General features: G+C 43.8%; 27 protein-coding genes and 1 other annotated feature. Of the genes, 19 read left to right on the plus strand and 8 right to left on the minus strand.

Annotated features, from left to right (window positions below):
- Positions 1-26: 26 nt before the first annotated feature.
- The 3 genes from MUN34_RS03605 to MUN34_RS03615 all read left to right on the plus strand — a co-directional run bounded on the left by MUN34_RS03605 (position 27) and on the right by MUN34_RS03615 (position 4163).
- Entirely contained in the window at positions 27-971 is a 945-nt protein-coding gene (locus MUN34_RS03605) for a beta-ketoacyl-ACP synthase III (RefSeq protein ID WP_026827854.1), read from the plus strand.
- A gap of 1 nt (position 972) precedes the next feature.
- Positions 973-2211: a beta-ketoacyl-ACP synthase II gene (gene fabF / locus MUN34_RS03610; protein WP_026827855.1), complete on the plus strand. Its 1239-nt coding sequence runs from the start codon at positions 973-975 to the stop codon at positions 2209-2211.
- Positions 2212-2516: 305 nt separating this feature from the next.
- Positions 2517-4163, plus strand: coding sequence for a peptide ABC transporter substrate-binding protein (locus MUN34_RS03615; protein WP_247856894.1), 1647 nt, complete (start codon positions 2517-2519; stop codon positions 4161-4163).
- A gap of 105 nt (positions 4164-4268) precedes the next feature.
- On the opposite strand, the gene trpS is transcribed toward MUN34_RS03615, so the two are convergent.
- Positions 4269-5270, minus strand: a complete 1002-nt coding sequence (gene trpS, locus MUN34_RS03620; protein WP_026827857.1) for a tryptophan--tRNA ligase — start codon at positions 5268-5270, stop codon at positions 4269-4271.
- A 53-nt stretch (positions 5271-5323) separates the two neighbouring features.
- Positions 5324-5528, minus strand: a binding site (T-box leader).
- A gap of 56 nt (positions 5529-5584) precedes the next feature.
- Entirely contained in the window at positions 5585-5965 is a 381-nt protein-coding gene (locus MUN34_RS03625; protein ID WP_026827858.1) for a DUF3899 domain-containing protein, read from the minus strand.
- 270 nt (positions 5966-6235) lie between these two features.
- Between MUN34_RS03625 and MUN34_RS03630 the strand changes: the two genes are divergently transcribed.
- The 5 genes from MUN34_RS03630 (at position 6236) to MUN34_RS03650 (ending at position 12201) form a co-directional block, all read left to right on the plus strand.
- Positions 6236-7852, plus strand: a complete 1617-nt coding sequence (locus MUN34_RS03630; protein ID WP_247856895.1) for a peptide ABC transporter substrate-binding protein — start codon at positions 6236-6238, stop codon at positions 7850-7852.
- A 337-nt stretch (positions 7853-8189) separates the two neighbouring features.
- The gene (gene opp3b, locus MUN34_RS03635) at positions 8190-9116 is read left to right on the plus strand and encodes an oligopeptide ABC transporter permease (protein ID WP_026827860.1); all 927 of its coding nucleotides are present in this window, start codon (positions 8190-8192) and stop codon (positions 9114-9116) included.
- The gene (gene opp3C, locus MUN34_RS03640; RefSeq protein WP_026827861.1) at positions 9116-10147 is read left to right on the plus strand and encodes an oligopeptide ABC transporter permease; all 1032 of its coding nucleotides are present in this window, start codon (positions 9116-9118) and stop codon (positions 10145-10147) included. Before opp3b ends, opp3C begins: the two co-directional genes overlap by 1 nt.
- A 27-nt stretch (positions 10148-10174) precedes the next feature.
- Positions 10175-11248, plus strand: a complete 1074-nt coding sequence (locus MUN34_RS03645; protein ID WP_026827862.1) for an ABC transporter ATP-binding protein — start codon at positions 10175-10177, stop codon at positions 11246-11248.
- Positions 11248-12201 (plus strand): ABC transporter ATP-binding protein, encoded by a 954-nt coding sequence (locus MUN34_RS03650; RefSeq protein ID WP_026827863.1) that lies wholly within the window; start codon positions 11248-11250, stop codon positions 12199-12201. Before MUN34_RS03645 ends, MUN34_RS03650 begins: the two co-directional genes overlap by 1 nt.
- Positions 12202-12250: 49 nt before the next feature.
- Here the strand turns inward: MUN34_RS03650 and MUN34_RS03655 are convergent, their stop codons facing one another.
- Entirely contained in the window at positions 12251-12784 is a 534-nt protein-coding gene (locus tag MUN34_RS03655) for an HD domain-containing protein (protein WP_026827864.1), read from the minus strand.
- Between the two features lie 223 nt (positions 12785-13007).
- On the opposite strand from MUN34_RS03655, the gene MUN34_RS03660 reads away from it, so the two are divergent.
- From MUN34_RS03660 to mecA, 3 genes are all read left to right on the plus strand, one after another.
- Positions 13008-13145 (plus strand): hypothetical protein, encoded by a 138-nt coding sequence (locus MUN34_RS03660; RefSeq protein ID WP_012370921.1) that lies wholly within the window; start codon positions 13008-13010, stop codon positions 13143-13145.
- Positions 13146-13319: 174 nt separating this feature from the next.
- Positions 13320-13718, plus strand: a complete 399-nt coding sequence (gene spxA, locus MUN34_RS03665; RefSeq protein WP_012370920.1) for a transcriptional regulator SpxA — start codon at positions 13320-13322, stop codon at positions 13716-13718.
- Between the two features lie 160 nt (positions 13719-13878).
- Complete coding sequence (mecA, locus tag MUN34_RS03670; RefSeq protein ID WP_247856896.1) at positions 13879-14514, plus strand: adaptor protein MecA; 636 nt, start codon at positions 13879-13881, stop codon at positions 14512-14514.
- A gap of 75 nt (positions 14515-14589) precedes the next feature.
- On the opposite strand, the gene MUN34_RS03675 is transcribed toward mecA, so the two are convergent.
- Positions 14590-15312: an SDR family NAD(P)-dependent oxidoreductase gene (locus tag MUN34_RS03675; protein WP_026827866.1), complete on the minus strand. Its 723-nt coding sequence runs from the start codon at positions 15310-15312 to the stop codon at positions 14590-14592.
- Between the two features lie 61 nt (positions 15313-15373).
- Here MUN34_RS03675 and cls point away from each other — a divergent pair, with 61 nt between their 5' ends.
- Genes cls through pepF form a run of 3 tightly spaced genes read left to right on the plus strand, consistent with a single transcriptional unit; the run spans position 15374 to position 19776 of the window.
- Positions 15374-16885, plus strand: coding sequence for a cardiolipin synthase (cls, locus tag MUN34_RS03680; RefSeq protein ID WP_247856897.1), 1512 nt, complete (start codon positions 15374-15376; stop codon positions 16883-16885).
- A 15-nt stretch (positions 16886-16900) separates the two neighbouring features.
- Positions 16901-17968: a competence protein CoiA family protein gene (locus MUN34_RS03685; RefSeq protein WP_247856898.1), complete on the plus strand. Its 1068-nt coding sequence runs from the start codon at positions 16901-16903 to the stop codon at positions 17966-17968.
- Positions 17969-17973: 5 nt separating this feature from the next.
- On the plus strand, positions 17974-19776 hold the full coding sequence (pepF, locus tag MUN34_RS03690) for an oligoendopeptidase F (protein WP_026827869.1): 1803 nt from the start codon (positions 17974-17976) through the stop codon (positions 19774-19776).
- A gap of 169 nt (positions 19777-19945) precedes the next feature.
- Here pepF and MUN34_RS03695 read toward each other — a convergent pair whose 3' ends face one another.
- Complete coding sequence (locus MUN34_RS03695; protein ID WP_026827870.1) at positions 19946-20737, minus strand: DsbA family protein; 792 nt, start codon at positions 20735-20737, stop codon at positions 19946-19948.
- Between the two features lie 91 nt (positions 20738-20828).
- Positions 20829-21404: a CYTH domain-containing protein gene (locus MUN34_RS03700; RefSeq protein WP_247856899.1), complete on the minus strand. Its 576-nt coding sequence runs from the start codon at positions 21402-21404 to the stop codon at positions 20829-20831.
- A gap of 105 nt (positions 21405-21509) precedes the next feature.
- Here MUN34_RS03700 and yjbM point away from each other — a divergent pair, with 105 nt between their 5' ends.
- Genes yjbM through MUN34_RS03715 form a run of 3 tightly spaced genes read left to right on the plus strand, consistent with a single transcriptional unit; the run spans position 21510 to position 23873 of the window.
- Positions 21510-22160: a GTP diphosphokinase gene (gene yjbM, locus MUN34_RS03705; RefSeq protein ID WP_034769792.1), complete on the plus strand. Its 651-nt coding sequence runs from the start codon at positions 21510-21512 to the stop codon at positions 22158-22160.
- 10 nt (positions 22161-22170) lie between these two features.
- Entirely contained in the window at positions 22171-22974 is an 804-nt protein-coding gene (locus MUN34_RS03710; protein ID WP_026827873.1) for an NAD kinase, read from the plus strand.
- Positions 22975-22991: 17 nt separating this feature from the next.
- Positions 22992-23873 (plus strand): RluA family pseudouridine synthase, encoded by an 882-nt coding sequence (locus tag MUN34_RS03715; RefSeq protein WP_247856900.1) that lies wholly within the window; start codon positions 22992-22994, stop codon positions 23871-23873.
- A gap of 45 nt (positions 23874-23918) precedes the next feature.
- Here MUN34_RS03715 and MUN34_RS03720 read toward each other — a convergent pair whose 3' ends face one another.
- Entirely contained in the window at positions 23919-25088 is a 1170-nt protein-coding gene (locus tag MUN34_RS03720) for an FtsW/RodA/SpoVE family cell cycle protein (RefSeq protein ID WP_247856901.1), read from the minus strand.
- 144 nt (positions 25089-25232) lie between these two features.
- Between MUN34_RS03720 and fabI the strand changes: the two genes are divergently transcribed.
- Positions 25233-26006: an enoyl-ACP reductase FabI gene (gene fabI, locus MUN34_RS03725; protein WP_026827876.1), complete on the plus strand. Its 774-nt coding sequence runs from the start codon at positions 25233-25235 to the stop codon at positions 26004-26006.
- A 129-nt stretch (positions 26007-26135) separates the two neighbouring features.
- On the plus strand, positions 26136-26339 hold the full coding sequence (locus MUN34_RS03730) for a hypothetical protein (RefSeq protein ID WP_026827877.1): 204 nt from the start codon (positions 26136-26138) through the stop codon (positions 26337-26339).
- A gap of 2 nt (positions 26340-26341) precedes the next feature.
- On the opposite strand, the gene MUN34_RS03735 is transcribed toward MUN34_RS03730, so the two are convergent.
- Positions 26342-26854, minus strand: a complete 513-nt coding sequence (locus tag MUN34_RS03735) for a YjcG family protein (RefSeq protein WP_026827878.1) — start codon at positions 26852-26854, stop codon at positions 26342-26344.
- Positions 26855-26903: the final 49 nt, after the last annotated feature.

Raw genomic sequence — 26903 nt, forward strand, 5'->3', positions numbered from 1 at the left:
GATACTAATTTTAAAGGAGCAATCATATGAATATCGGAATTGTAGGACTCGGCACATCATTACCCGAACGTCGAATCACAAATGATGATTTAGCAGCGACACTCGATACGAGTGATGAATGGATTCGGACACGTACAGGAATCGGAGCACGACGGATTGCGGACGATTCGGTGGATGTCACCGACCTAGCGACGGAAGCAGCGAAAAAAGCGTTAGCAGATGCCAACTTGACAGCAGACGACATCGGATTGATTGTTGTCGGAACGGCGACCGGACGTGCGTTCCCATCGACAGCCTGTATCGTACAGGAACGACTTGGAGCACTCGGTGCAACAGCTTTTGATATCAGTGCCGCCTGCAGCGGATTCATTTTTGCCTTACAAACGGCTTCGAGTATGATGGCAGCAACGGAATCAAAACATGCACTTGTCATTGGTGCAGAGAAGATGTCAAGTATCGTTGACTGGTCAGACCGGTCGACAGCAATCTTGTTTGGTGACGGCGCTGGGGCTGTCGTGCTCGGTCCAACTGAACAACAGGGATTAAATGCCTTTGAACTTGGAACAGATGGTCGCGGGGCACACCTGTTATTTAAAGAATTGGATGGTCCGATTGAAATGAACGGCCGGGAAGTCTTTAAGTTCGCGGTCCGGAAGTTACCGGACATCGTTGAAAAAGTCATTCAAAAGGCTGGTGGAACGCTAACGGAACTTGATTTATTGATTCCGCATCAAGCAAATTTACGAATCATCGATGCAGCACGTGAACGGCTTGGGATTGAAGAAGAGAAAGTGATCGTGACGATTGATGAACATGCAAATACATCGGCTGCGTCGATACCACTTGCATTAGAAGAAGCACGGCGACAAGGAAGACTGTCACCGGGGACAACACTTGTCCTTGCAGGATTTGGAGCAGGTTTGACATGGGGAGCAGCTTATATTACTTGGACTAAAGGGGAGAACACATAAGATGATGAGAAAACGTGTAGTAGTAACAGGTATGGGCGCATTGACACCAATCGGCAATGATGTCGACACATTCTGGAACGCTTTAAAAGCCGGAGAAAATGGTATTCGTCCGATGGAACGTCTGGACATCGATGAATATCCAACGAAAGTAACGGGAGAATTACAGAATTTTGATATCACGGAATTCATTGAAGCAAAAGAAGCGCGAAAAATGGACCGTTTTGTCCATTATTCTCTTGTTGCCAGTATGGAAGCAGTTAAAAATGCTGACCTGGATGTCAAAGCCAACGCTGAACGAATCGGTGTCTGGATCGGATCAGGAATCGGCGGCGTCGAGACGATTGAAAAACAGGCAAAAATTTATTTTGAACGCGGACATCGCCGTGTCAGCCCATTCTTCATTCCGATGATGATTCCGAACATGGCCAGTGGTCAAGTATCGATTTATACAGGGGCAAAAGGACCGAATAACTGTTCCGTCACCGCCTGTGCTTCCGGTACAAACGCGATTGGGGAAGCATTACGCGTCATCGAACGCGGTGATGCGGATGTCATGATTGCCGGTGGAGCAGAAGCACCAATTACGAACCTTTCATTTGCTGGTTTTTGTGCCAATAAAGCGATGTCAACGAACCATGATCCGAACACGGCAAGTCGTCCATTTGATGAAGGACGTGACGGATTCGTCATGGGAGAGGGTGCCGGAATTCTGGTACTGGAAGAGTATGAACATGCGATTGCCCGCGGTGCAAAAATTTATGCAGAAGTCAGTGGATACGGATTAACGGCTGATGCGTACCATATCACAGCACCAGATCCAGACGGCGACGGCGGAGCGCGCGCAATGGCGATGGCGATTCAAGATGCAGGTATCGAACCGGCTGCCGTTCAATACATCAATGCACACGGAACAAGTACACCGATGAATGATGTGTTAGAGACGAAAGCAATCCATACTGTCTTTGGCGATCATGCTGAAAAATTAGCAATCAACTCGACAAAGTCGATGATCGGTCATTTGCTGGGCGGTGCCGGTGGCGTCGAAGCCATCGCGACAATTAAATCGTTGCAGGAACAAACCGTTCACCCGACGATTCATTTGGAGAATCCAAGTGAAGGGTGTGATCTTGATTACGTTCGTGAAGGAAGCCGGTCATGGGAAGTTGAGTATGCTCTCAGCAACTCGCTTGGTTTCGGTGGTCATAATGCGTCACTCGTCTTTAAACGTTATCACGCATAAGAGCACATGTGAATAGAAGAAGAAAAAGCGATTTAACGGTTCGGATGACCGTTAAATCGCTTTTTTTAAATAAAGAAATTTAGCTGTATTTTATAATAAGTCTCACAAAAAACTAAAAATTCCACTTATTTTCAAATTGTTTTGAAAAAATATTTAGAAAAATCGGATAAAAGGTTTGCAAAATTATCAGAACATTGTAAACTATTTGTAACGAGAGGTTTTGTTCGAATAAAAGTAACGACTTTTTTTTTCGCTCAAAAACCTTAGATTACTAGCTTTGGAAATTTTAGGGGGGTCATCGTATCATGAAAAAGAAAAGTTTTGCACTGGCTACATCTGTAGCCCTCGTTTCAAGCGCATTCCTTGCAGCTTGTTCGACGACTGATTCAAATGACACATCATCAGGCGACAAAAATTCAGACAAAAAATCAAGTGAGCAAACGCTAAACTTGATCGAAAGTGCTGATATTCCGACGCTTAACCCAACAACTTCTACGGATGCCGTGTCGTTCAACGTCTTGAACAACACGATGGAAGGTCTCTATCGTTTAGACGACAAGCAACAGCCGACACCGGGTATTGCTGAAAGTCACACAGTTTCTGACGATAAATTGACGTACACATTCAAGCTACGTGATGCAAAATGGTCGGACGGTACACCAATCACAGCAAAAGACTTTGAATATGCGTGGAAAGAAGTCTTGAACCCGGAAAATGCTTCGCAGTACGCGTATGTCTTCTACAACATCGAAGGTGCTGAAGAATACAATACGAAAAAAGGCGAGCGTGATGCGGTTGGCGTCAAAGCAGTTGACGACAAGACATTCGAAGTTAAATTAAAAGCACCAGCGGATTACTTCCTTGGTTTAACTGGATTCGGTCCATTCATGCCGAAATCAGAAGAACTTTCGAAAAAAATCGGCAAGGACTTCGGTTCGACAGCAGATAAATCACTTTACAACGGACCATTCAAATTAACAGAATGGACACGTGAACAAGGCTGGAAAATGGTTAAAAACGATAACTACTGGGATAAAGATAACGTCAAGTTGAAAACGATCAACGTTAAGGTCGTTAAAGAAACTTCAACAGCAGTTAACCTTTACGAAAAAGGTGATATCGACCGTGCTGGTCTCTCATCAGAATTCGTTGCTCAGTATCAAGATAATAAAGAGTTCAAAACAAAGGGTGAATCTACAATCTTCTACCTTTACTTGAACACGAAAGTCAAAGCATTAAACAACGAAAAAATCCGTCGTGCCATCGACATGGGTTACAATAAAAAAGGAATCACGGACGTCATCTTGGCGAACGGATCACTTCCTGCAAACTATCTCGTACCAAAAGATTTCGCGAAGGATGAGAGCGGAAAAGACTTCCGTGAAAAGTACCCGACATTCAACGAGTACAATGCAGACGAAGCGAAAAAACTATGGGAAGAGGGCTTAAAAGAAATCGGTCAAAAATCGGTTGAACTTGAGCTGCTTAACTACGATAGTGATGACGCGAAGAAAATCGGTGAGTTCTTGAAAGGTGAGCTTGAGAAGAACCTTCCAGGTATGAAAGTCACAATCAAGCAACAACCGTTCAAAAACAAACTTGATCTCGAAAACAAAGGCGACTTTGAGTTCTCATTCGCCGGCTGGGGTCCTGACTACCAAGATCCAATGACGTTCCTCGATCTCTTCTTGACTGACGGACCATATAACCGTGGTAAGTGGTCGGATAAAGAGTACGATAAACTCATCAACGATGCGAAAACACAAACGGATGCTACAAAACGTTGGTCTGAACTACAAGAAGCTGAGAAAATCCTTCTTGATTCAGCAGCAATCTCGCCTGTTTATCAGCGCGGACGTGCATTCATGGTTAAACCATACGTTAAAGGTATTGTCGAACATAACTTCGGCGCAGACTTCTCGTACAAATGGGCTTCAATCGAAGGTAAATAAGTATGATAAGCGTTCCCTTAACCGGGAGCGCTTTTTTTGTTGCGCAAAAAAACCTTTCTTCTTAAAAAAAGAAGAAAGGGAAGAATCGTCAAAAGACGGCTGAAATTATTTTTTTACTTTTGCCCGTTTGCGCTGAAGACCCATCGCTTTTTCGACTTTCGTTAGTTTGCGTGAAGCAACCAGTTCTGCCTTGTCACGACCGTTGTCGAGAATCAGATCAAGTTCTTCTGAATCAATTAAGTCGTAATAGCGTTGTTGAATCGGTTCGAGTTCCGCAACGATGACTTCCGCAACATCTGCTTTAAACACACCGTAGTTCAATCCATCATACTTCGCTTCCAAGTCTTTGATTGAAATACCGGCCAGCAACGAATAAATTTCGAGTAAGTTTGAAACACCCGGTTTGTTTTCCCGGTCAAATCGAACGATGCCTTCTGAATCGGTGACGGCAGACTTAATTTTTTTCCGGATGACGTCCGGTGCATCAAGCATCGAGATGTACCCTTTTGGATTCGTGTCTGTTTTTGACATTTTTTTATCGGGAGAAGTCAAACTCATGATGCGGGCACCTGTTTCTGCGATGACCGGTTCCGGCATTTTAAATGTTTCATAATAGCGGCTGTTAAAGCGTTGCGCCAAATCACGTGTCAACTCGATATGCTGTTTTTGATCGTCGCCGACGGGAACGAGCTCTGCGTCATATAAGAGAATATCCGCTGCCATCAAGGTCGGATACACAAATAATCCAGCACCAATCCGGTCTTTGCCTTGCGATTTGTCTTTATATTGTGTCATACGCTCCAGTTCACCCATACCGGACAGGCATGTCAGCATCCAACCGAGCTGAGCGTGCGCTTTAACTTCCGACTGGACGAAAATCGTTGATTTTTCAGGATTGAGTCCGCTTGCGATATAGAGTGCAGCAAGCGCCCGTGTGTTGTTCATGAGTTCGACCCGGTCAATTTCGACCGTAATGGAATGCAGGTCGACGATACAGTAATATGCATCGTGTTCGTCCTGTAGATTAACAAAGTGCTTCATCGCACCAATGTAGTTACCAAGCGTTACCGTACCCGTTGGTTTAATACCTGAAAAAATCGTTTTCATGAGAACCCCTCCAAAAAATGAAATAAAAAAAGATGACACATCCCTTGAATCATTCAAGGGACGAGTCATCGCGTTGCCACCCAAGTTGCTAGAAAACTAGCCGCTCATTTGCTGTAACGGGCAGACCCGTCTGATTCTACATGATTTCGAATCAGCCACTCCGAAGTCCATTCCATCTGCGCCAACTGTCCATTTCCACCATCCATGGACTCTCTGTAAGTGGTTATCAGATGTACTACTCTCCATCACTGTGTTCTCGTATAACATTATCTCCACTTTATCACATGTTTCTTCTAATCGTCATCAAAATTCCGTCAAATGAACGATAAGAGTAAAGAGACACCGATACAGATAAAACCACTCGAAAGATAAGGAGCTGTCCGGTTGGAAGCCCGCTTTTGTCTTGCTTCTAAAAGTTCGCTTTCCTCATCCTCATCTTCATAATAATCCCCGTCGACTTCCCGCAATTTCGCTTCACGTTGCTTTTTGAAGCCTGCGGTGATGCCTTTAAAAAATCCGTTGGCAGACATATTGGAGAAAAAACCGATAGCGAGTAACAGGAAACCGGCAATGAACAAGCCACCTGATAAGTGATAAATCAATGAATGGGTAGAATCTGTGGCGACGGCCCAAATCGTATAAATCGTTGTTAAAATCAAGGCAATCAGAAGCGGGCGAAATAGTTTAACAGACATGATGAACCTCCTACGACAAGATGTTGATTTCATTATACGCAAAGTTAAAGGGAGTTACGACTCTGTACTATTCAGGACATATAAAATAGCAAATAGTGTGACTATTCACTTGACGTTATTGTTATTCTCACATAAAATCAATTTATCACTTCGTTTAAGTTTTTGAAACTAGGTCAATGCGTTTTGGGGAACGTTGAGGCAGTTTCGACGAGATGTCTAAAAATCGTTTGTAGGAAGCGGTTTTGAAAAAGAAAAGGAGATGACTCACCGATGAATAAAAAAACAGTCGGTCTTGCGTTATCAGTTATGCTTGCAGGAAGCGTTGTGCTTGCAGGTTGTTCAACAACAGGTGACGGAGATAAAGATGCAGGTTCTTCTAAAGGCAAAAAAGTTTTACGTTTAACGGATACGTCTGATATTACGACGGTCGATCCGGCACAAGCGACAGATGCAGTTGCCTTCAACATGATCGGTAACACGATGGAAGGTCTCTACCGTTTAGACAAAGACGGGAAAGCGATTCCGGCACTTGCTGAAAAAACAGATATTTCAAGTGATAACCTCACATATACATTCACGCTACGTGACTCTAAATGGTCCGACGGTACACCGGTCAAAGCACAGGATTTTGAATTTGCATGGAAACGTGCCGTTGATCCAAAAACAGCTTCTGGTTATGCGTACATCTTCGATACAGTCAAAAATGGCGCTGATGTCTCGCAAGGGAAAAAACCGGTTGACGAGCTAGGTGTCAAAGCAATTGACGATAAGACACTTGAAGTAACACTCGAGCGTCCGGCACCATACTTCCTTTCGCTTACATCATTCGGAACGTATACGCCAATCAGCGAAGATTTCTATAACAAAAACAAAAAAGACTTCTCGCTCAAACCGGATAAGCTTTTGTACAACGGTCCTTTCGTTTGGACATCTTGGAAAACGGATTCAAAACGTGTTCTGACGAAAAACGAAAACTACTGGGATAAAGATGCCGTCAAATTGGACGAGGTCTCAATCAGTGTCGTTAAAGATAATTCAACGGTCGTAAATCTGTATGATACAGATGAAATCGATTATGCCGGCCTCACTTCAGAGCAGGTTGCAACATATGAATCAAAACCTGAATTCAAGACAGCACTTCGTTCATCGATCGCTTACTTGAAATTCAACAACGAAGACGAAACAATGAAAAACGTCGACGCACGTAAAGCGATCGCACGGGCAATCGATCCAAAAGGAATTACGGATACGTTACTTGCGAACGGTTCGATTCCGACTACAAGCTTCATTCCAAAAGAGTTCATCAAAGATGACGCAGGTAAAGATTACACAAGCGACATCAATTGGTTCGACCGGGATGCAAAAGAAGCAGCTGATCTTTGGAAAAAAGCAAACGGTGATAAGAAAGCAACGATTGAACTCTTGTCATTCGACAGCGAAGACGCGAAGAAAATCAGTGAATACATGAAGGGACAGATCGAGAAAAACCTTCCGAATGTCACTGTTGCAATCAAACAACAACCGTTCAAGAATAAACTTGATCTAGAAGCAAAAGGCGATTACCAAATGTCGTATGCGCTTTGGGGTCCAGACTATCAAGATCCAATGTCGAACTTATCGATCTTTGAATCAACAAACAGTCAAAATGACGTGAATTACAAATCATCTGCCTACGATAAATTGTTGAATGCTGCCAACGAAGAATCAGATGTCGCAAAACGTCTTGATCTCTTTAAACAAGCAGAGTCACAATTGATCGAAAAAGACCAAGCAATCGCACCGATTTATCAAGCGGGTGCCGCATTCTTGAGTCGTCCGACGGTCAAAGACTTTAACCGTCAAGTCTTTGGTGCTGACTTCCAGTACAAATATGTTGATGTGAAGTAATTGAAAAACGGAGCGTCCTTGAGAACGTTTTCAAGGAACGCTCCTGTTTTATACGATTTTTTCTGAATGGAAACTCATTTTGTTAGCAGAAATGTGAACTTTTCGTAAAAAATAGGTTCTAATTACTTTGTTAGCAAAGTATAATGGAATCAAACGAAAAATTCTGAAATATTGGTTAACTGTGAAAAAACAGCGGCCAGGGGGCGTCAATCAGTCCGAAATAAAAAAGAATTTTAATTTTTATAACAAAATTCTTGAATGTTCCGACAATTTTGGGTCATACTGATTTTATTGATGTTTCGAAAAAAACAGAAAATCTTTATAGGGGGTGCCATCTATGGGCCGTTATTTAGCTCAACGCCTTGTTTACGGCGTACTGACGTTTTTACTCATCGCTTCGTTCACTTTCTTCCTAATGGATCTGTTACCAGGTTCACCGTTCCAAAACCAGGAGAAACTTTCTCCTGAACAGTTGGATATCCTGCGGGATAAATACAACTTGAATGATCCGCTTCCACAACGCTATGCAGCGTACATGGTCAACTTAGTACAAGGGGACCTCGGCGTATCATTTAAATATGACAGCCGTCCAGTAACAGATTTGATTATGGAACGAATTGGACCATCCGCTCAATTAGGTATTCAAGCCCTTGTTCTAGGTGTATTACTTGGTCTTGTTCTAGGTGTTGTCGCGGCTCTTCGCCACAATACAGCAGTTGACTATGGTGCGATGTTCATTTCGGTACTCGGGATTTCCGTGCCATCATTCGTATTTGCGTCACTTCTTCAATATTATATCGGAGTGAAATGGGGCGTATTGCCAGTAGCCTTCTGGGAAAGTCCAGCACATACGATTCTTCCGACCGTTTCCTTATCGCTCGGCGTAACGGCCTCGATTGCCCGTTTCGTTCGAACGGAAATGCTTGAAGTCACCGGGCAGGATTACGTGACACTCGCTAAGGCAAAAGGCCTAGATGGTCAATCAATCACTTGGAAACACATGGTGCGTAATGCCTTGATTCCAGCAATCACGATTCTTGGACCGATGACGGCAGCCTTGATTACCGGAACATTCGTTATCGAGAAAATCTTTGCAGTACCGGGTCTTGGTGAATTGTTCGTTTCATCCATCACACAAAATGACTACACGGTCATCATGGGGACAACACTGTTCTTCTCAGCAGTCTTCATCTTGATGATCTTGATCGTCGATATTCTGTACGGTGTCGTTGATCCACGGATTCGTTTGGGGGGTAGCAAATAATGGCAGAACAAAATTCAAATGCAAAAGCAGAACAGTTCGACTCATCGCTGTTCCAACCAGTAGAATTTAATGAACAGGCAGGCGAACGAATTGCCGGGAAAAGCTTAAACTTCTGGCAAGATGCGTGGACACGCCTTCGTAAAAACAAAGCGGCTATCCTGTCGCTCGTCATCATCGTCATCATTGCACTGTTATCACTATTCGGACCAATGTTGTCTGGTAGAGATGCTTATACCCAAACAATTACCCAAGCTAAACTACCACCAAAAATCACAGGTCTTGAGTGGGCTGGTTTTGATGGAATGGCAACACTTGGTGAAAAGCCGATCGATTTTTATGAAACGAAACAAGTAAAAGATACATTCTGGTTTGGTACGGACCATCTCGGTCGTGACTTATGGTCACGCGTCTGGGAAGGAACACGGATTTCACTCTTCATCGGTTTTGTCGCAGCGCTTATTGATGTTTTAGTTGGTGTCACGTATGGCGGTATTTCCGCTTACTACGGTGGACGCGTCGATAATATCATGCAACGGATTGCGGAAATCTTGACAGGGATTCCGAACTTGATTTTAATCATCTTGTTCATCTTGATTCTTGAACCGGGAATCACAACCATCATCCTCGCGATGACAATCACCGGCTGGATTGGTATGAGTCGACTTGTACGTGGACAGATCCTGAAACTTAAGAACCAGGAATTCGTTCTCGCAGCACGTACACTTGGTGCTTCTAGCGCACGTTTAGTATTCAAGCATTTGATTCCAAATACACTCGGTACAATCATCATTTCATTGATGTTCACGATTCCAGGTGCGATCTTCTTCGAGGCTTTCTTAAGCTTCATCGGTCTTGGTCTTGCTCCACCACAACCATCACTGGGTACACTGATCAATGAAGGGTACAAAGAATTAAAAACATTCCCTTACTTGCTCGTCATCCCGTCTACAATCCTCGTACTTGTCATGATCAGCTTTAACATGCTAGCCGATGGATTACGTGATGCGTTCGACCCACGTCTGCGTCGCTAACGGAAATAAGAGAGGAGTTCATCCACAATGGAAACTATTTTATCAGTACGCGACCTGACTGTCGCTTTCCATACGTATGCTGGGACGGTTCAAGCCGTCCGCGGTGTATCGTTTGATTTAAAGAAAGGCGAAACACTTGCCATCGTTGGTGAATCTGGTTCAGGTAAGTCGGTTACATCAAAAGCCATCATGCGTTTGATTCCGAATCCTCCCGGTGAGATCACAAAAGGTGAAATCATGTTTGACGGGCGTGACTTGGTCAAACTCTCAGATAAAGAAATGCAAAAAGTCCGTGGTCGTGATATCGCGATGATCTTCCAGGATCCGATGACATCATTAAATCCGACGATGACCATCTTCAAACAGATTGCAGAAGGTTTGAAACGTCACCAAGGATTGACAGGCGATGCAGCGAAAAAACGGACGTTAGAATTACTGACACTTGTTGGAATTCCGAACCCGGAAGCGCGTCTGAAGCAGTATCCGCACCAACTTTCAGGTGGGATGCGTCAACGGATTGTTATCGCGATTGCACTGGCTTGTAATCCTAAAGTCTTGATCGCCGATGAGCCGACGACAGCACTTGATGTTACGATTCAAGCGCAGATTCTTGAGTTGTTAAAAGACATTCAACAAAAAACAGGTACAGCCATTATCTTTATCACGCACGATCTTGGTGTCGTAGCGAACATGGCAGACCGTGTAGCGGTTATGTATGCTGGGAAGTTGATTGAAAAAGGAACGGTTGATGAAATTTTCTATGAGCCACGTCATCCTTACACATGGGGACTGCTTGGATCAATGCCACGACCGTCTGATGATCGCTCGCAAGACTTACCGGCGATTCCTGGTACGCCACCGAACTTATTACATCCACCAGTTGGTGATGCATTCGCACCACGTAATCAGTACGCAATGAAAATTGATTTCGAGAAAGAACCTCCGTTCTTCCCGATCACAGATACTCATGAAGCGGCAACTTGGTTATTACATCCACAAGCACCATATGTAGAACCACCAGTAGCCATCCGCGATCTTGCGCTGAAATATCGTCCAGATAGCACATTCGCGAAATCGCTTCTGAAAGGCGGTCTAAAGTAATGGAGAATCGTAGTAAATTACTTGAAGTAAAAAACTTGAAACAGCACTTTAATATTGGTCGTGGCCGTGTCGTTAAAGCGGTTGACGGTTTGTCATTCGATATCTACGAAGGGGAAGTTCTTGGTCTCGTTGGAGAGTCAGGTTGTGGAAAATCGACAACTGGGCGTTCCATCATCGGTTTATACGATGCGACGGACGGAGAAGTCCTTTTCAAAGGTGAAAATGTTCATGCTAAAAAATCGCGTAAAGAGAAATTGAAATTCAACCGTTCGATGCAAATGATTTTCCAAGATCCATATGCATCATTAAATCCACGGATGACAGTCGGAGATATCATCGCGGAAGGAATTGATATTCATGGTCTTGCCAAGTCGAAAGACGAGCGAAACGACCGTGTGTATGATCTTCTTGAAACGGTCGGTTTGACGAAAGAACACGCAAGCCGTTATCCGCATGAATTCTCAGGTGGACAACGTCAACGGATCGGGATTGCCCGTGCGTTAGCCGTTGAACCAGACTTCATCATTGCCGATGAGCCAATCTCTGCACTAGATGTATCGATTCAAGCACAGGTTGTCAACTTGATGAAGAAGTTGCAACGTGATCGCAGTCTGACGTATCTGTTCATTGCCCACGATCTATCAATGGTCAAATATATCTCAGATCGTATCGGAGTCATGTATCAAGGTCACCTCGTAGAATTATGTGACGCGGATCGTCTTTATGAAAATCCGGTCCATGCTTATACGAAATCCTTGTTATCAGCGATTCCACTTCCGGACCCGGAGCATGAGCGGACACGTAAGCGGATCATTTATGATCGGCCGACAGGCGGAGCGGTTGGGAAATCGAATGAAGATTCGAGTATCCCGCCATTACGCGAAATCGAGCCGGGTCATTACGTCTCAATGACAGATGCAGAACTCGAAGCATATCAAGCACAACTTGTCTAATCAAACCAAATCAAAAGGCATTCCTGAATCAATTCGGGAATGCCTTTTTTTAATTTTCGGAAGCAATACGAGGAAGGTTGTTGAAGCGGTGGACAACCGAATCAAGAGCATGCAGACGCTTGATGGCTTCTTCGAATGGAATCTTCTCATAATGATGAAGACCACCCGGTTGTTCTTCGAGCGTATCTGCATCGTGCACCAATTGTTGCAACGGAGTACGGTTGATCGTACCAGGCGGTAAATAAGAATCTGTATGCAGAAGAACCGCTAAGGCGATTTCTTTTGCACGCTCTGGCTCTTCGCCAAGACGAATCAACAGTTTATGTGCCCGTTCTGCCCCTTTAATCGCATGGATATCATTCTGACGGTAGAGATCATAATTCCAGGTGCCGTCCGTATACCATTCGTAATGACCTATATCATGAAGCAAGGCAGCTTTCGTCGCCGTATCTGCATCAAGGCCACGTTGCGTGGCGAGTGTCAAAGCCTGTTCCGCTACAGAAATGGCATGATTCAAGCCGGATCGTTCTAGATATTTTTGAGCAATCGGATGCTCAATGATTGTAACGAGAGTAACTGCCATAAGAAAATAACTCCTTTCACGAGTAAGTATTTCTATACACTTTACGTGAAGTTGAAGACAATTGCAACTATTTCCTGAAGTCGAATCGACAATCTCACATAATTAATTGTCTGAAGTAGGAATAGAAATCTGGTAAACGTGGTATACTAAGTAATGTAGAAGATGATAATTTAGCTTTCGTTGGTTAACTGTTCTTTTTTCGGACCGAGTGAGGTGTCGGAGTATGAAAGAACGTGATAAGAAGAAAAAGTTGAAAAAACGCCTTTTGCGGGACATTTTCGAAAAAAAATTAAAAGAGATTAAACTCCCGAAAGCAAAAGAGACGATTTCTCAACCCTTTGATCACACACCAGCTTGCTGAAGCCACCTGGTGGCTCTGGCAAGTTTTTTTACGAAAAGTTCTTTCATCTCAAAACATATTGGGTTTTATTTCAGTTGAAATCAATGTAAACTATCAAGTAATAGAATCATCAGCTGCTGTGTAATACATTTACGCAGGAGAAATGATGTGAAATCAGGGGGAGGATGTTTTTCAATGGTAACACTCTATACTTCACCAAGCTGTACTTCTTGTCGTAAAGCGCGCGCATGGCTTGAAGAACATGAAATCCCATTTGTGGAACGCAATATTTTCTCAGAACCATTATCGCTTGATGAAATTAAACAGATCCTTCGTATGACAGAAGACGGAACGGATGAAATCATTTCGACCCGTTCAAAAGTCTTTTCAAAATTAGATGTATCGGTTGAAAATCTATCATTACAACACTTGTATGATTTAATTCAAGAATATCCAGGATTGTTGCGCCGTCCGATTTTGATTGATGAAAAGCGTCTACAAGTTGGATACAATGAAGATGAAATCCGCCGATTTTTACCACGTAAAGTTCGTACTTTCCAATTATTAGAAGCACAGCGCCTTGTCAACGAATAATATACACCGAGCACGCTGCTTTCTGAGCAGTGTGCTTTTTGTTACCGCCTAAAAAGGTTAAAATAGAGATAACAAAGGAATATACCTTATATGTTTAATGATTCTTTTGAATCTATGTGAAGTGCTCGTTCGTATACTAGATAAGAGCGAGAGGAAAGGAGTGGACATATTGAAAATCGAACGCGTCAATGACAACACCGTCAAGTTCTTCATTACGTACACGGACATCGAACGCCGCGGCTTCGCCCGAGACGAGATTTGGTACAACCGTGAGCGTGGAGAACAGCTATTCTGGCAGATGATGGATGAAGCGAATGAAAAAGAGTCCATCTCCTTCGAAGGTCCACTATGGATACAAGTACAGGCATTTGAAAAAGGTTTAGAAGTCACCGTTACAATCGCTAAAACAACGATTGACGGAGAGCAAGTTGACGAAGATGAGTTGGATTCGTTACTTCGTTCCGCGATGTCTGATGCGGAAGAAAAAGAAACGGAACTCAGTCAAGATGTCTTATTTGAAACAACAGATTTCGAGCATATCATTGCCCTTAGCCAATATGCAGAAGCACCGATCTTCGAAGAAGTAAAGACCGCGCTTTATCAAAAAGATGGACTCTACCTGTTGCATCTTCATTTCAAAGATGAGACTGAAGTGGAAGAGCAGGAAAATGTGATGAGCCTGATTGCAGAGTACTTGAACTTTAGTGAACAGACGATTCATCCTGTAGCTGAGTACGGAAAAATAATCGTGCCTGACAACGTCTTTACGTTTATCCGGAAACAGTTTCCGAATTAACTGATGTATCGAACGATATAACCGAAAAGGACTGCTCCAATTTGTTTGGAAGCAGTCCTTTGTTGTGTAGAAGAATCAAGTAAGGGTGTACCCGCCATCGACGACCAATGTTTGTCCGTTGATGTAGCTCGCTTTATCGGATAATAAAAAGCAGACGACTTCTGCAATTTCAGACGGTTGAGCTGCTTCACCACGTAAATGATGTTTCATCGCTAAATCAAACTTATCTTTTCCGCCATATAAAGAATGACTCAACTTCGTATCGACAGGACCGGGACAAATAGCATTAAAACGATATTTTCCGTGAAACCGAGCGGCATATGTTTTCGTAAGCGTAAGAAGAGCACTTTTGGAAGATGCATACGGCAAGAGCATGGCAGGGAATTTGATATGACCGACGATCGCACTATTATTGACGATGGAAGCACCCCGGCTCAGCCGTTTGACAGCATGTTGAATGATCTGTTCCGGTGCATGATAATTGACTTGAAAGACTTCGGCTTGTTGTTCAGTCACACGCTCTGGTGCAACCGGCTTTCCAAAGGTTCCGGCATTGTTAAAGATGCCATCAAGTGTTGGGAATCGTTCTTTTGTGTCTTCGAAAAACCGATCAATATCTGAAGGCGCAGACAAGTCGACCGCAAAGAAGTGGATTCGTCCTTCACCGCGACTTTCCAAGTCTTTACCACGCTCCTCATTTCGTCCAAGCGCGAGGACGGTATGTCCTTCTTTTGCTAATTGTAAGGCGGTAGCTTCACCAATTCCACTTGTTGCACCAGTCACTAGATACGTTTTCATTTTGAATCGTCCCTTCTACATAAAAGTGTGTCATTCATAACAAATTACAGGAGGGGATACCATGTTGCGGCGTGTCCAATTACTTATGACGCTACTATTGACAGTCAGTCTGATCGGGTTTCTTTCTTATTACTGGAGTGTGTACATGGTAGGATGGCTCTCCCTCGTCATCATTCTCGTCGTACTGAGTGTATTCGTCATCATCTTGCTTGAGAACCGGAACCCTGAGCGAACGCTTGTCTGGGCGCTCGTCATGATGGCACTCCCGGTCGTCGGTGTTTTCGTGTATTTCACCTTTGGTCAAAATTATAGACGAAAAAGAATGTTTCGTCTGAAAGCAATGCTCGATGAAGAGTCTTACATTAAATATCGTACCCAGTTTGATCATGGAATACACAATCGGGTGTTCCAACATGAACGTTACACGAAAGTTGTTAAACTTATCGATTCTATCAGCCGCTTGCCGATTTCGTATAATAGCCATACGAAAGTATTGACGAATGGACAGCAGAAATTTCCTTTGTTGTTAGCTGAGATCCGTCAAGCAGAACACCATATTCATTTGGAGTACTATATCGTCCGGGATGACGGACTTGCGCTTGAATTGCAGGAAGCTTTGATTGAGCGTGCAGAAGCCGGGGTAGAGGTTCGTTTTTTGTATGATGCCGTCGGCTGTTTCTCAACGGACAAAGTCTACTTTAAAAAAATGGAGGCGGTCGGAATCGAAGTGCGTCCATTTTTCCCTGTCGTTCTGCCTTTCATCTCGAGTAAATCCAATTACCGCAATCATCGGAAAATCGTTGTCATTGACGGTACAGTTGCTTTCACGGGTGGAATCAATGTTGGAGACGAGTATATGGGAAAAGATAAGATGTTTGGATTTTGGCGAGATACCCATCTGCTGGTCAGAGGAGAAGCAGTTTCGGAGTTGCAACTGATTTTCCTTCAGGACTGGTACTATATGACGGGAGAAAGGTTGTTTACACCGTATTACATGAAACCGCTTGAAGTCATGCAGGAGGCGACAGGGGGCGTCCAAATCATTGCGAGCGGACCGGATGAACCCCATGAAACAATGAAGTCTTTATACTTTGGTTTAATCACGGAAGCCCGCAGTTCGGTTTATATCGCTTCTCCTTATTTAATTCCGGACGAAGACTTGATGACAGCTTTGAAGACCGCAGCCATGTCTGGTATTGATGTCCGAATCCTCTTGCCGAGTTTCCCGGACCATAAAGTTGTTTTTTATGCCAGTCGCTCTTATTTTGACGACTTATTATTAGCAGGTGTAAAGATTTACGAATACAACAAAGGATTCATGCACTCAAAAGTCATTGTAGTCGATGATGCGATTGCGACAATCGGGACAGCGAATATGGACTTAAGAAGTTTCCATTTGAACTTTGAAGTAAATGCCTTTTTATACGGTACAAATTCCGTCCATGAATTGACACGTGATTTTTATGAAGATTTTTCAAATTCTTCACAGGTTGAACGCAGTGTATTTATTCAAAGGAGTTTTAGTCAACGTTTGATTGAATCAATTTCGCGGTTATTTTCACCGTTGCTCTAGTGAGGAGGGGGTAAGATGTTTGAGGCGATGGATGAGCAAGGAAATCGAATCAACAGTCAGCTTGAGACCTTACAATCGTTAGCAGGCAAAATACTGTACTGTCCGTATTGCCAAACACGCCTTCGGATCCGACAAGGAAAAAAACGGCTTCATTTTGTTCACATGACGGCATGTACCGGTGAATCGTCAGAACATCAATTTTGGAAAAAGCGACTTGCTACCTATTTTGAAAATCTGCGATTCAAGGTTGAAATTGAGGCTGTACGGGGACGAAGACGATTTGATCTTTTAATATGGCCCGGAGAAATCGGGATTGAGATTCAGCGCTCGAAAATGAGCGCTGAAGAATGGCGACGGAGATGGTCGATCGATCAACAAGGTGGATACCAAGTGCGGTGGATTGGGTTTCATGAGTCGAACGGTCGGTTTCTTAAGCTCGATGGCTGGATGAAGCCGGCATTTATGAAGAATGGTTATATTGATTTAGTCGAGCAGGAACAAATCATCCGCTATATGCATCCACTTCCGTTCGCACAACGTTTTGTAATCTGTCAACGCGTGTCCTTGTCAGTGGAACAATTTCTTTTCCCACGTCCGGTACCGCGACAATTCCTCGAACGACCATGGACGAAACTGATAAAACACTATCGGCTTCGTCCTTTCTTTTCTTCGTTGCCGCATCGTTATGTACGCTTTCCTCTTTATCAGTCCAATCTTTGCGTCTCTACACTTCCATCCTGGTGTTTTTTGCCCTTATCCCCGTTACTGTCCGTACCTGTCCATCCTTTTGAAATTCAAATAGCAGTTTACCTTCGTTTAAAAGGAAATTACTCCGTGCCTGATCTCCTTTCAATCCTCACAGAATGTTTGACACAGTCGAAGATTCCATATGAGCTATCTGATTTATATGTTCTGATTGAAGAATGGATGGCGATGATCAATTTTCTTCACTACCACCTGTCTGAACTTTTTCAAAACCGTCCTGTTGATTTACCAACTCGCTTGGAAGAAGATCAAAAGTTAGCAGGAGCGCTTCGTTTGTTTGTCGAAAGGGAAACAGGTATAAATGAAGTAAAGGAGTGATTCAAATGGCAGAAGTATTAACACGAAAAGACGTTAAGAACGAAGAGACGTGGAATTTAGAATCTATTTATGAAACGAACGAAAAATGGGAAGAAGAATTTGAGTCAGTGAAAGCAATGCTTCCACTACTTGTCGAGTATAAAGGGCGTCTTGCACAGTCGGATGCAACTTTATTTGAAGGACTTCAACTTCGTGACGAAATCTCAAGACGGCTGCATAAGCTCTATACATATGCACATATGCGTTACGATGAGAATACAGCGGATAGTTTTTATCAGGCGATGAATGACCGTGCCCGGACGCTGGCTTCGCAAATTGGTGCGACATTAGCATTCATGACACCTGAGCTGTTAGAAGTTCCAGAAGAGACGATCGCTTCTTACTTGGATCAGAATCCAGATTTAGCGCTTTACCGTCACGCGTTTGACGAGTTGAACCGTGAACGGGAACACGTCTTGTCAGAAGCGGAAGAAGCGATTCTCGCAAAAGCAGGAGAAGTCCTCGGACAATCGGGAACGACGTTTGGCATGCTGAATAATGCGGATATGAAATTCCCTAAAATCAAAGGGGAGGACGGAGAAGAGGCAGAACTGACGCACGGACGTTTTATCACGTTCATGGAGTCAAAAGACCGTTCTGTTCGAGAGGCAGCGTTTAAAGCGATGTACGGGACGTATAGCCAGTATACGAACACATTAGCCTCCACTTTAGCCGGTTCGGTCAAAAAAGATAACTTCTATGCCGAGGTCCGGAAGTTCAAAACTGCCCGCGAATCAGCGTTACACGGAAACACGATTCCGGAACAAGTATATGACGGATTGATTGAAGCGGTTCACGAACACCTTCCGTTGTTACACCGTTATGTTGCTTTACGTAAACGGATTTTAGGCGTCGATGAACTGCATATGTATGATATGTATACACCGCTCGTCAGTGAAGTCGAAATGAAGGTAACATACGAAGAAGCCAAACAATTGATGGTAGATGGATTAGCTCCACTAGGATCTGAATATAAACATATTCTCGAAGAAGGTCTTGCGGAACGCTGGGTTGATGTCCGTGAAACACGTGGTAAGCGGAGTGGTGCCTATTCGTCAGGCGCATACGATACACAGCCGTTCATCTTGATGAACTGGCAGGATAACGTCAACAATCTGTTTACGTTAGCGCACGAGTTTGGTCACTCAGTACACAGCTACTATACACGTCAGAATCAACCATATGCCTATGGTGATTATTCGATCTTCGTTGCTGAGGTAGCGTCGACGACAAACGAAGCACTCCTAAATGATTATTTATTGAAACGTGTGACAGATAAAAACGAGAAACTGTATCTACTGAACAACCAATTGGAAACATTCCGTGGAACGTTATTCCGCCAGACGATGTTTGCAGAGTTCGAACACCAAATTCATGAAGCGGCACGTCTTGGACAAGCTCTGACACCTGAATTCTTAACTAAGACGTATTATGCCCTAAATGAAACGTATTTTGGTGAGGGTATCGTGTTAGATGAAGAAATCGGTTTAGAATGGGCACGAATTCCACACTTTTATTACAACTACTATGTCTATCAGTATGCGACAGGTATTTCTGCAGCAGCAGCACTGACTTCGCAAATCTTAGAAGAAGGGGAGCCGGCGGTCGAGCGATATATCAATAACTTCCTCAAAGCAGGATCAAGTGATTATCCAATCGAAGTCCTCAAGGCGGCCGGCGTCGATATGACGACGAAAGCTCCGGTTGAAGCAGCCCTTCGTCAATTCGAACGGGTACTCGATGAATTTGAAGCGCTACTCGGAGAATGACAATTTTGTGAAAACATGAACAAAGAACTTTCGGGGAGAAGGATATTCGTTTATACTAAACATGTGAAGCGAATCACATTCCCCTGATGATTCTCTTTTCCCCCATCCAAGTTTAAAAGAACGACAAAGAAGCAGCTTCCGCGATTGACGTGGAAGCTGCTTCTTTGAGTTAAGCATGGGCAGAGTCTTTTAAGTGACGCCATACTTTACCGTCACAATACGTGAGTGAAACGCATTTTTGTTGAAGCATTAACTTTTTCAATTCGTGCTCAATCTGTGCTTCCGATGCATCATAGATAAATGCGATTTCAGAAGTGGTTGCTGTGTCATACCGTCTCAAGAACTGTTCGAGGGGAGGCTTTGCCTGCTTCTCGAAAGGTTGTTCTAACAACTCGTTTAGAATCGATACATAAACCAAGTATTCGTAATGGCCTTCCGCCTTGATTGCTTCCTCATCTCCAACAAAAGCAAGCGTTGGCAGAATACGTACGTCCCAATCGGTCACCAGTTCAGTCTCTTTTTCGAGCATCAATTGAATGGTATCTGATTCGATATCACGATGGAATTCTGCTAAATCAAGACCAAATTCCGTTAGTGCTTCTGCTAGGCGCATTAAAGAGGAACGCGAATAAGCGCTTTTTCCTTCGACATTATGCAACATCCGTAAACGACGCATGAATCGCATACCAAACGTTTTACCTTGCAATTCAATAGCTTTTAGAATCAGCAATGGTGACATATCACACGCAGATCGCGAAGGTGCGCAAGGAATGGTTGCAATCGTCCGGAGACGGAATAGATGACCGTATTCTAATTCTAACTTCTTGAGAACGGGAATCAACCGTAAACCATCCGTTTGTGTGACGTCTAGAAAATGATAGATTTCCAGAGGTTTCGTCGGTTGCTGAATTGATGGTTCGTCCAATGAACAATATGAGCCGTTGCATTGTTCGTGTTCCATCCGTTCACCCCTTTTCTTTTATTATCGTTACCCTATTTTAGCAACGAAAAAAAAGAAAGAGCAAAGGTTTTGCTTGTACATTTCTACACGATTAACGTGTAAGCGCTTTACGGTCCATAAAACGGACGATTTTATTTTTTGTTTCGCGAACATGAATGTCGTTTGTTTGCAACAATTCTTCAAACGAAAGTTTACCGGTCGCATAGTCTGTCACTTCAAATTCAAGTTCATAATCCGTTGTCCCTAAATAAGTGCTTTGATCTAACACCAACAATCCACTTTCCAATTGTTTTTCGAAGCGCTCTGTTTCAAGACGACCTAAATGTTCTAGTGAAGTTGTTAGATGAAATTTTTCCAATTGTTGATTCATTTCAGCTGAGTGAATCAGACCGTATTGAAATAAATCTTCCGCCTCTTGTTCAGACAAAGATACATGTGTTTCAAGTAACCCGTCGTCTTGCGGTTCTTTCAACGTCAAAACCAAACCAGTCTTCTTTTCACGAATACGCAGGGCAGCACCGTGGCTACGCAGTTCAAACGTGGGGGTATCGAAATAGTCATTTGCTTGCCAAACAGAAGACCCGGATGTATTGTACCGTTTCATCAATTTCGTGTATTCAGATTCGTTTAACAGGTTTTTAAATTCAATTTCCATTTCTTGTCTCATTCCCGACCACACCTTTCTAGTTGAATGCTTGAAAATATGATACCATGAATGGTGTAGTGGAACGAATCGAACTAACAATTTAGACTAAAAGTGGTGACAATAACGATGACAAAAGAAAATTGGGACTTATTTCTCGCACCGTATCAAATCGCAGTGGATGAATTAAAAGTAAAATTAAAAGCCATTCGAAAACAATTTCAACAACGTGGGGAACATTCACCGATTGAATTTGTCACAGGACGTGTCAAACCTGTAAAAAGTATCTTACAGAAGGCTGAACGAAAATCGATTGATATCGAGTTATTGGAGCAGGACATGCAGGACATAGCTGGTCTCCGAATCATGTGCCAATTCGTGGATGACATCATCCATGTATTAGAACTGTTACGTTCACGGGGAGACTTTAAGATTGTAGAGGAACGCAACTATATTACACAAAAGAAGGAGAGTGGATATCGTTCGTACCATATCATCATTGCGTATCCTGTCCAAACGATTGAAGGCGAAATTCCGACACTCGTCGAGATTCAAATTCGGACACTCGCAATGAACTTTTGGGCGACGATTGAACACTCTTTGAATTATAAATACCAGGGGAATATTCCGGAAGAGACGCGGGAACGCTTGCGACGTGCGGCTGAAGCAGCGTTTCTGCTGGATGCGGAGATGAGTCAACTGAAAGTCGAGATACAAGATGCTCAAGTCGTTTTACATGAACGAGAGGCGACCGAAGCAAAGAATCGAACAAAAGAGTAGGAGGATGACGATGCGTTTTGCGGTTACGGCGCGGGGCGATGAACGTTCCCATATGCTGAAGGAACAAGTAGAACAGGCGTTGATCGAACGAGGAAGTCATCGAGACGTCGTTACTCCTGAAATCGTGATTTCAATCGGCGGGGACGGTACGATGTTGCAAGCCTTCCATTCTTATTTGGATCAGGTCGAGGAAATCACGCTGGTCGGGATTCACACCGGACACCTGGGCTTTTATGCCGACTGGAGACCGGAAGAAATGGAAGAATTGATTCAACATATCGCGGACGACAACATAGCGACCGTTGAATATCCGCTGCTTGAATTATCAATTGATTATGCAGACGGATCGACGAATAAACTATTGGCATTAAACGAATGTACGATTAAAAGCTTTAATCAGACGCTCGTCTGTGACCTGTCGATCCGCGGAGAGTATTTTGAAACGTTTCGGGGAGATGGTCTGTGTATTTCAACTCCATCCGGCTCAACAGCGTATAACAAAGCCTTGGGTGGGGCAATCGTTCATCCGGCGCTCGAAGCGATTCAGATTACGGAAATGGCTTCAATCAATAATCGCGTGTATCGGACGATTGGTTCCCCAATGTTATTGCCGAAGCACCACGATGTCGAGATTCGACCGGTCAATCCGATTGATTTTCAATTAACATACGATCATTATGCATCGATTGTGCATCAAAATGTTAAATCGATTCGCTGTCGTGTGTCTGATAAAAAAGTCAAATTCGCTCGATTCCGCTCTTTCCCGTTTTGGCAACGAGTCCGAGAATCGTTTTTAGCAGAAGAAAGAAGTTAATTAAAAGAGGTAACGTGATGGCATTTCAAATTGAACAACAAGTAACTTCCATTGAAGAAGGTTGGAGTGTCGGTCATTTTTGTACGACGCGCCTGCATATTTCCCGAAAAATGTTGGTTTCGATCAAACACCATGGGGATATTTTACGGAATGGACAACATGTCAACGTGAACGAGCCCGTTCATACAGGAGACCGGATTCACGTCCGGTTTCCTGACGAACAGCCTGCACACGATATGCATGCGACAAGCGGGGAACTCGATATCCTTTTTGAAGACGAGTGGCTGTTGATTGTCAACAAACCGCCGGGAATGGCTTCCATTCCGTCCCGACTTCATCCGGAGCGGTCATTATCCAATTTTGTCCTCGGTTATTATAAGCAACATCAAATTCCATATGCGATTCATATCGTCAATCGGTTGGACCGGGATACGAGCGGTCTGGTCGTGTTTGCGAAACATGCCCTTGCGCATCATCAGTTGAGCAAGATGCAACAGAATGGCTTGCTCGATCGCCGGTATGTGGCGTTGATTGAAGGATCAATCAAACCTCAGACGATTGATCTTCCAATCGGTCAAACCGATCATTCCTTCATGGAAAGAATGGTCCGGGAGGATGGTCAACAGGCGATCACGCATATCTTAACGAGTGAGCGGATTACTGCTTTTTCGCGTGAATTGTCTCGATTGACGATTAAACTGGAAACGGGCAGGACGCATCAAATCCGGGTCCATCTCGCAGCACTTGGTCATCCGTTAGTCGGAGATACGATGTATAAAGGCACACCATTGATTGCGAGACAAGCATTACACAGTGCGTCTGCTACGTTTCCACATCCGGGGACAGGTGAGGTGATGACGTTCGTCGCACCGTTGCCGGACGACTTAAGTCTTTCGTGAATACAAAAAGAGTGGCACCCGACTGGATGCCACTCTTTTTTGACGTTAATCTTCATCAAACATAGAGATGCGGGACTGTGAAGCGATGGCCATAATTAAGCCGAGTCCAACCAAGTTAACAATCATCGTCGACCCTCCGTAACTAATAAAGGGAAGCGGGAGACCTGTGATCGGTAAGACACCCATCGTCATACCGATGTTTTGGAAGATCTGGAATGTGAACATGGCGACATAACCCGTCACGATATACGTTCCAAACGGATCTGCTGTTTCCAGCGCGATTTGAATCAACCGGTAGATGAATAGGAACAGGATAATTAGAACGACAGCCGCACCGATAAAGCCGTAGTGAGCTGAAATCGCAGTGAAGATAAAATCGGTGTGCAGTTCGGGAACCGATACTTGCAGTTTTCCGTACCCGACACCAAACATCTGCCCTGAACCGATAGCGTTAATCGACTGGACCAACTGATAGGAAAGGTCATCCGCATATTCAAACGGCTGTAACCAGGCCATAATCCGGTTCATCGCATGCCCCGGGAAGAAGGTGGCGAGTAAATCATTTTGGAAATAAAACAGATAAAAGAATCCGACGATCGCGACGGTCAACAAGCCGAACATAGTGAGCAACCATTTCCAGTTCAAACCGGACAGTAACATGGCACAAGATAAGATGACACAGAGAATCAAGCCGATTCCTAAGTCCGGTTGGATGATGATCAAAGCGAGTGGAAGCAATGTGAGAGCGACCATCTTGATTAACAGCAGAAAGTCCCGTTCATGTTGGACATACCGGGCGTTGTGTTCCGAAATGACGGCAGCCAGTGAGACAATCAAGAAAAATTTCATGAATTCAGCCGGTTGAACGGTTCCGATGACGGGGAGCTGATACCAGCCGTATGCTCCTTTGATGTTTGCGACCAACGGCGTACCACGTAAAACAACGAGACCGATCAGTGAGACGATCCCTGCCCCATATAAGTACCAATGAAAACGTTTCAGTTGCTCATAATCGATGAAAATGACGACAGACAGTGCGATAAATCCGATGATATACCACTGAATCTGTTTGGCCATGAAATTGATTTCACTGATTGCTCCCTGTAAGAAAGGTTGCGCGGTATAGATTGCGATGACACTGATGATCATCAAACAACCGAGCAAAAAAAGCAACGTGTTATCATAACGTTGTGTAAATGATTTAAAACGGTTCATTCCATCCCTACTTTCTGTCTCTTTCTATATTACCGTAATTTATCAAAATCGCAATATCAAGAGCGACGGTTGACAGAAGCGTTACGTTTTTGTAACCTAGATATAGGTGTTATTACCAGGTACTAATTTAAGGGGGAACTCATAATGAATATTTATCCTTCGCTTGAGGGAAAGACGTATGTTGTAATGGGTGTCATCAATCAACGATCAATCGCGTGGGGAATCGCACGTGCTCTTGATGCAGCAGGGGCAAGCCTTGCATTTACGTATGTCGGAGAGCGCTTCAAGGCACCACTCGAAAAGTTAGGTCAAGAACTTTCACGACCGGCTACTTACTATACATGTGATGTCACGAGTGATGATGAAATCACACAAGTATTTGAAACAATTCATGCCGACCATGGACAAATTTCAGGAATCGCTCACTCGATTGCCTTTGCCGATAAAGAAGCATTACGTGGTGAATTTTCAGGTGTGACACGTGAACAATTTGCACAAGCACTTGATATCTCGGCATACAGTTTGACAGCTGTCGTTAAAGCAGCAAAAGATTTCTTCACGGAAGATGCATCTGTCATTACATTGACGTATCTTGGTGGCGAAAAGATGGTCCCGAACTATAACGTGATGGGCGTCGCGAAAGCCGCACTCGATGCAAGTGTCCGCTACTTAGCAGCAGAATACGGAAAACAGGGCGTTCGCGTCAATGCGATTTCAGCTGGTCCGGTTCGGACAGTATCTGCAAAAGGTGTCGGTGATTTCAATTCGATTCTCGAAAGTATCGAAGAGCGTGCTCCACTTCACCGTAATGTCACAACAGAACAAATCGGTCAAAGTGGATTATTCCTCTTGTCTCAGATGTCGAGTGGTGTCACGGGTGAGATTCTGCACGTCGACAGCGGTTTCCATATCTTATAATAAGATTTTCTGTTCGTTCCGAACTAAATTGTACAGTCAAAACCAGGGGGAACCTTGGTTTTTTTGTTTTTCTTAAAGAGATTTTGGGAATAACAGAATAACGAGCTGAAGTTTAGGGAGGGATATTCTATGTACCAGGTAGATTTCACGGTAGTCCAATATGTGAATCGGCAAGTAAGAGTCGACTTGGAACGAAAAACAGAACCGGTCGCGCGCATTAATCCGATTAAACGTGTGGAGCCACATCATGCCGAGTTAGAAGAACAAGCAAATGCTTATGGGATTTTGCCAGAACTAAAACTTCCCGGTCGCAAGTTCGACCGGGAAGTTTGATGTTATTGACCTGTAAATCGGAACGTTTCGTACACACTCCATGAACCGTTTTCCAGTTCATAAAGCAGAGCCATCTTGGTGACATCTTCTTGGAAACGGATATCTTCCATTTTCAATCGTTCGAGAACGTCGAATAATTCGACATCGGATAAATCCTGACCGATTGTGATGTGAGGTAAGAAATCATACTTGGGTGTGTGACTAAGATCACCCGTGTGCAGGGCTTGATGTAATTGTTCCAATTCATCCGTCGGCATGACTTTTAAAAATAAGACATTATTCGTCGGATGGAAAGAACGAGCCCCTTGGACATGAAGTGAAACTGGTTTTGTTTGTTCTGCTACTTTATTGAGAGCAGCTACGATGGAATCAAGTTCAGCATCATCGACACTGATCCGTTCTCGCATCGTAATGTGTGGTGTGATTAACGCATACTTGGAATCGTACCGTTTTCGGTATGAATTCGCAAAATCCTGAATCCGTTTCGATGGAAACAAAACTACCCCGATGTTCATCGAAAATCCCCTACTTTCCCCTGAAATGATAACGCTTTACAGGATAATC

This window comes from Exiguobacterium sp. 17-1 (assembly GCF_023096305.1).
Classification (GTDB): domain Bacteria; phylum Bacillota; class Bacilli; order Exiguobacteriales; family Exiguobacteriaceae; genus Exiguobacterium_A; species Exiguobacterium_A sibiricum_A.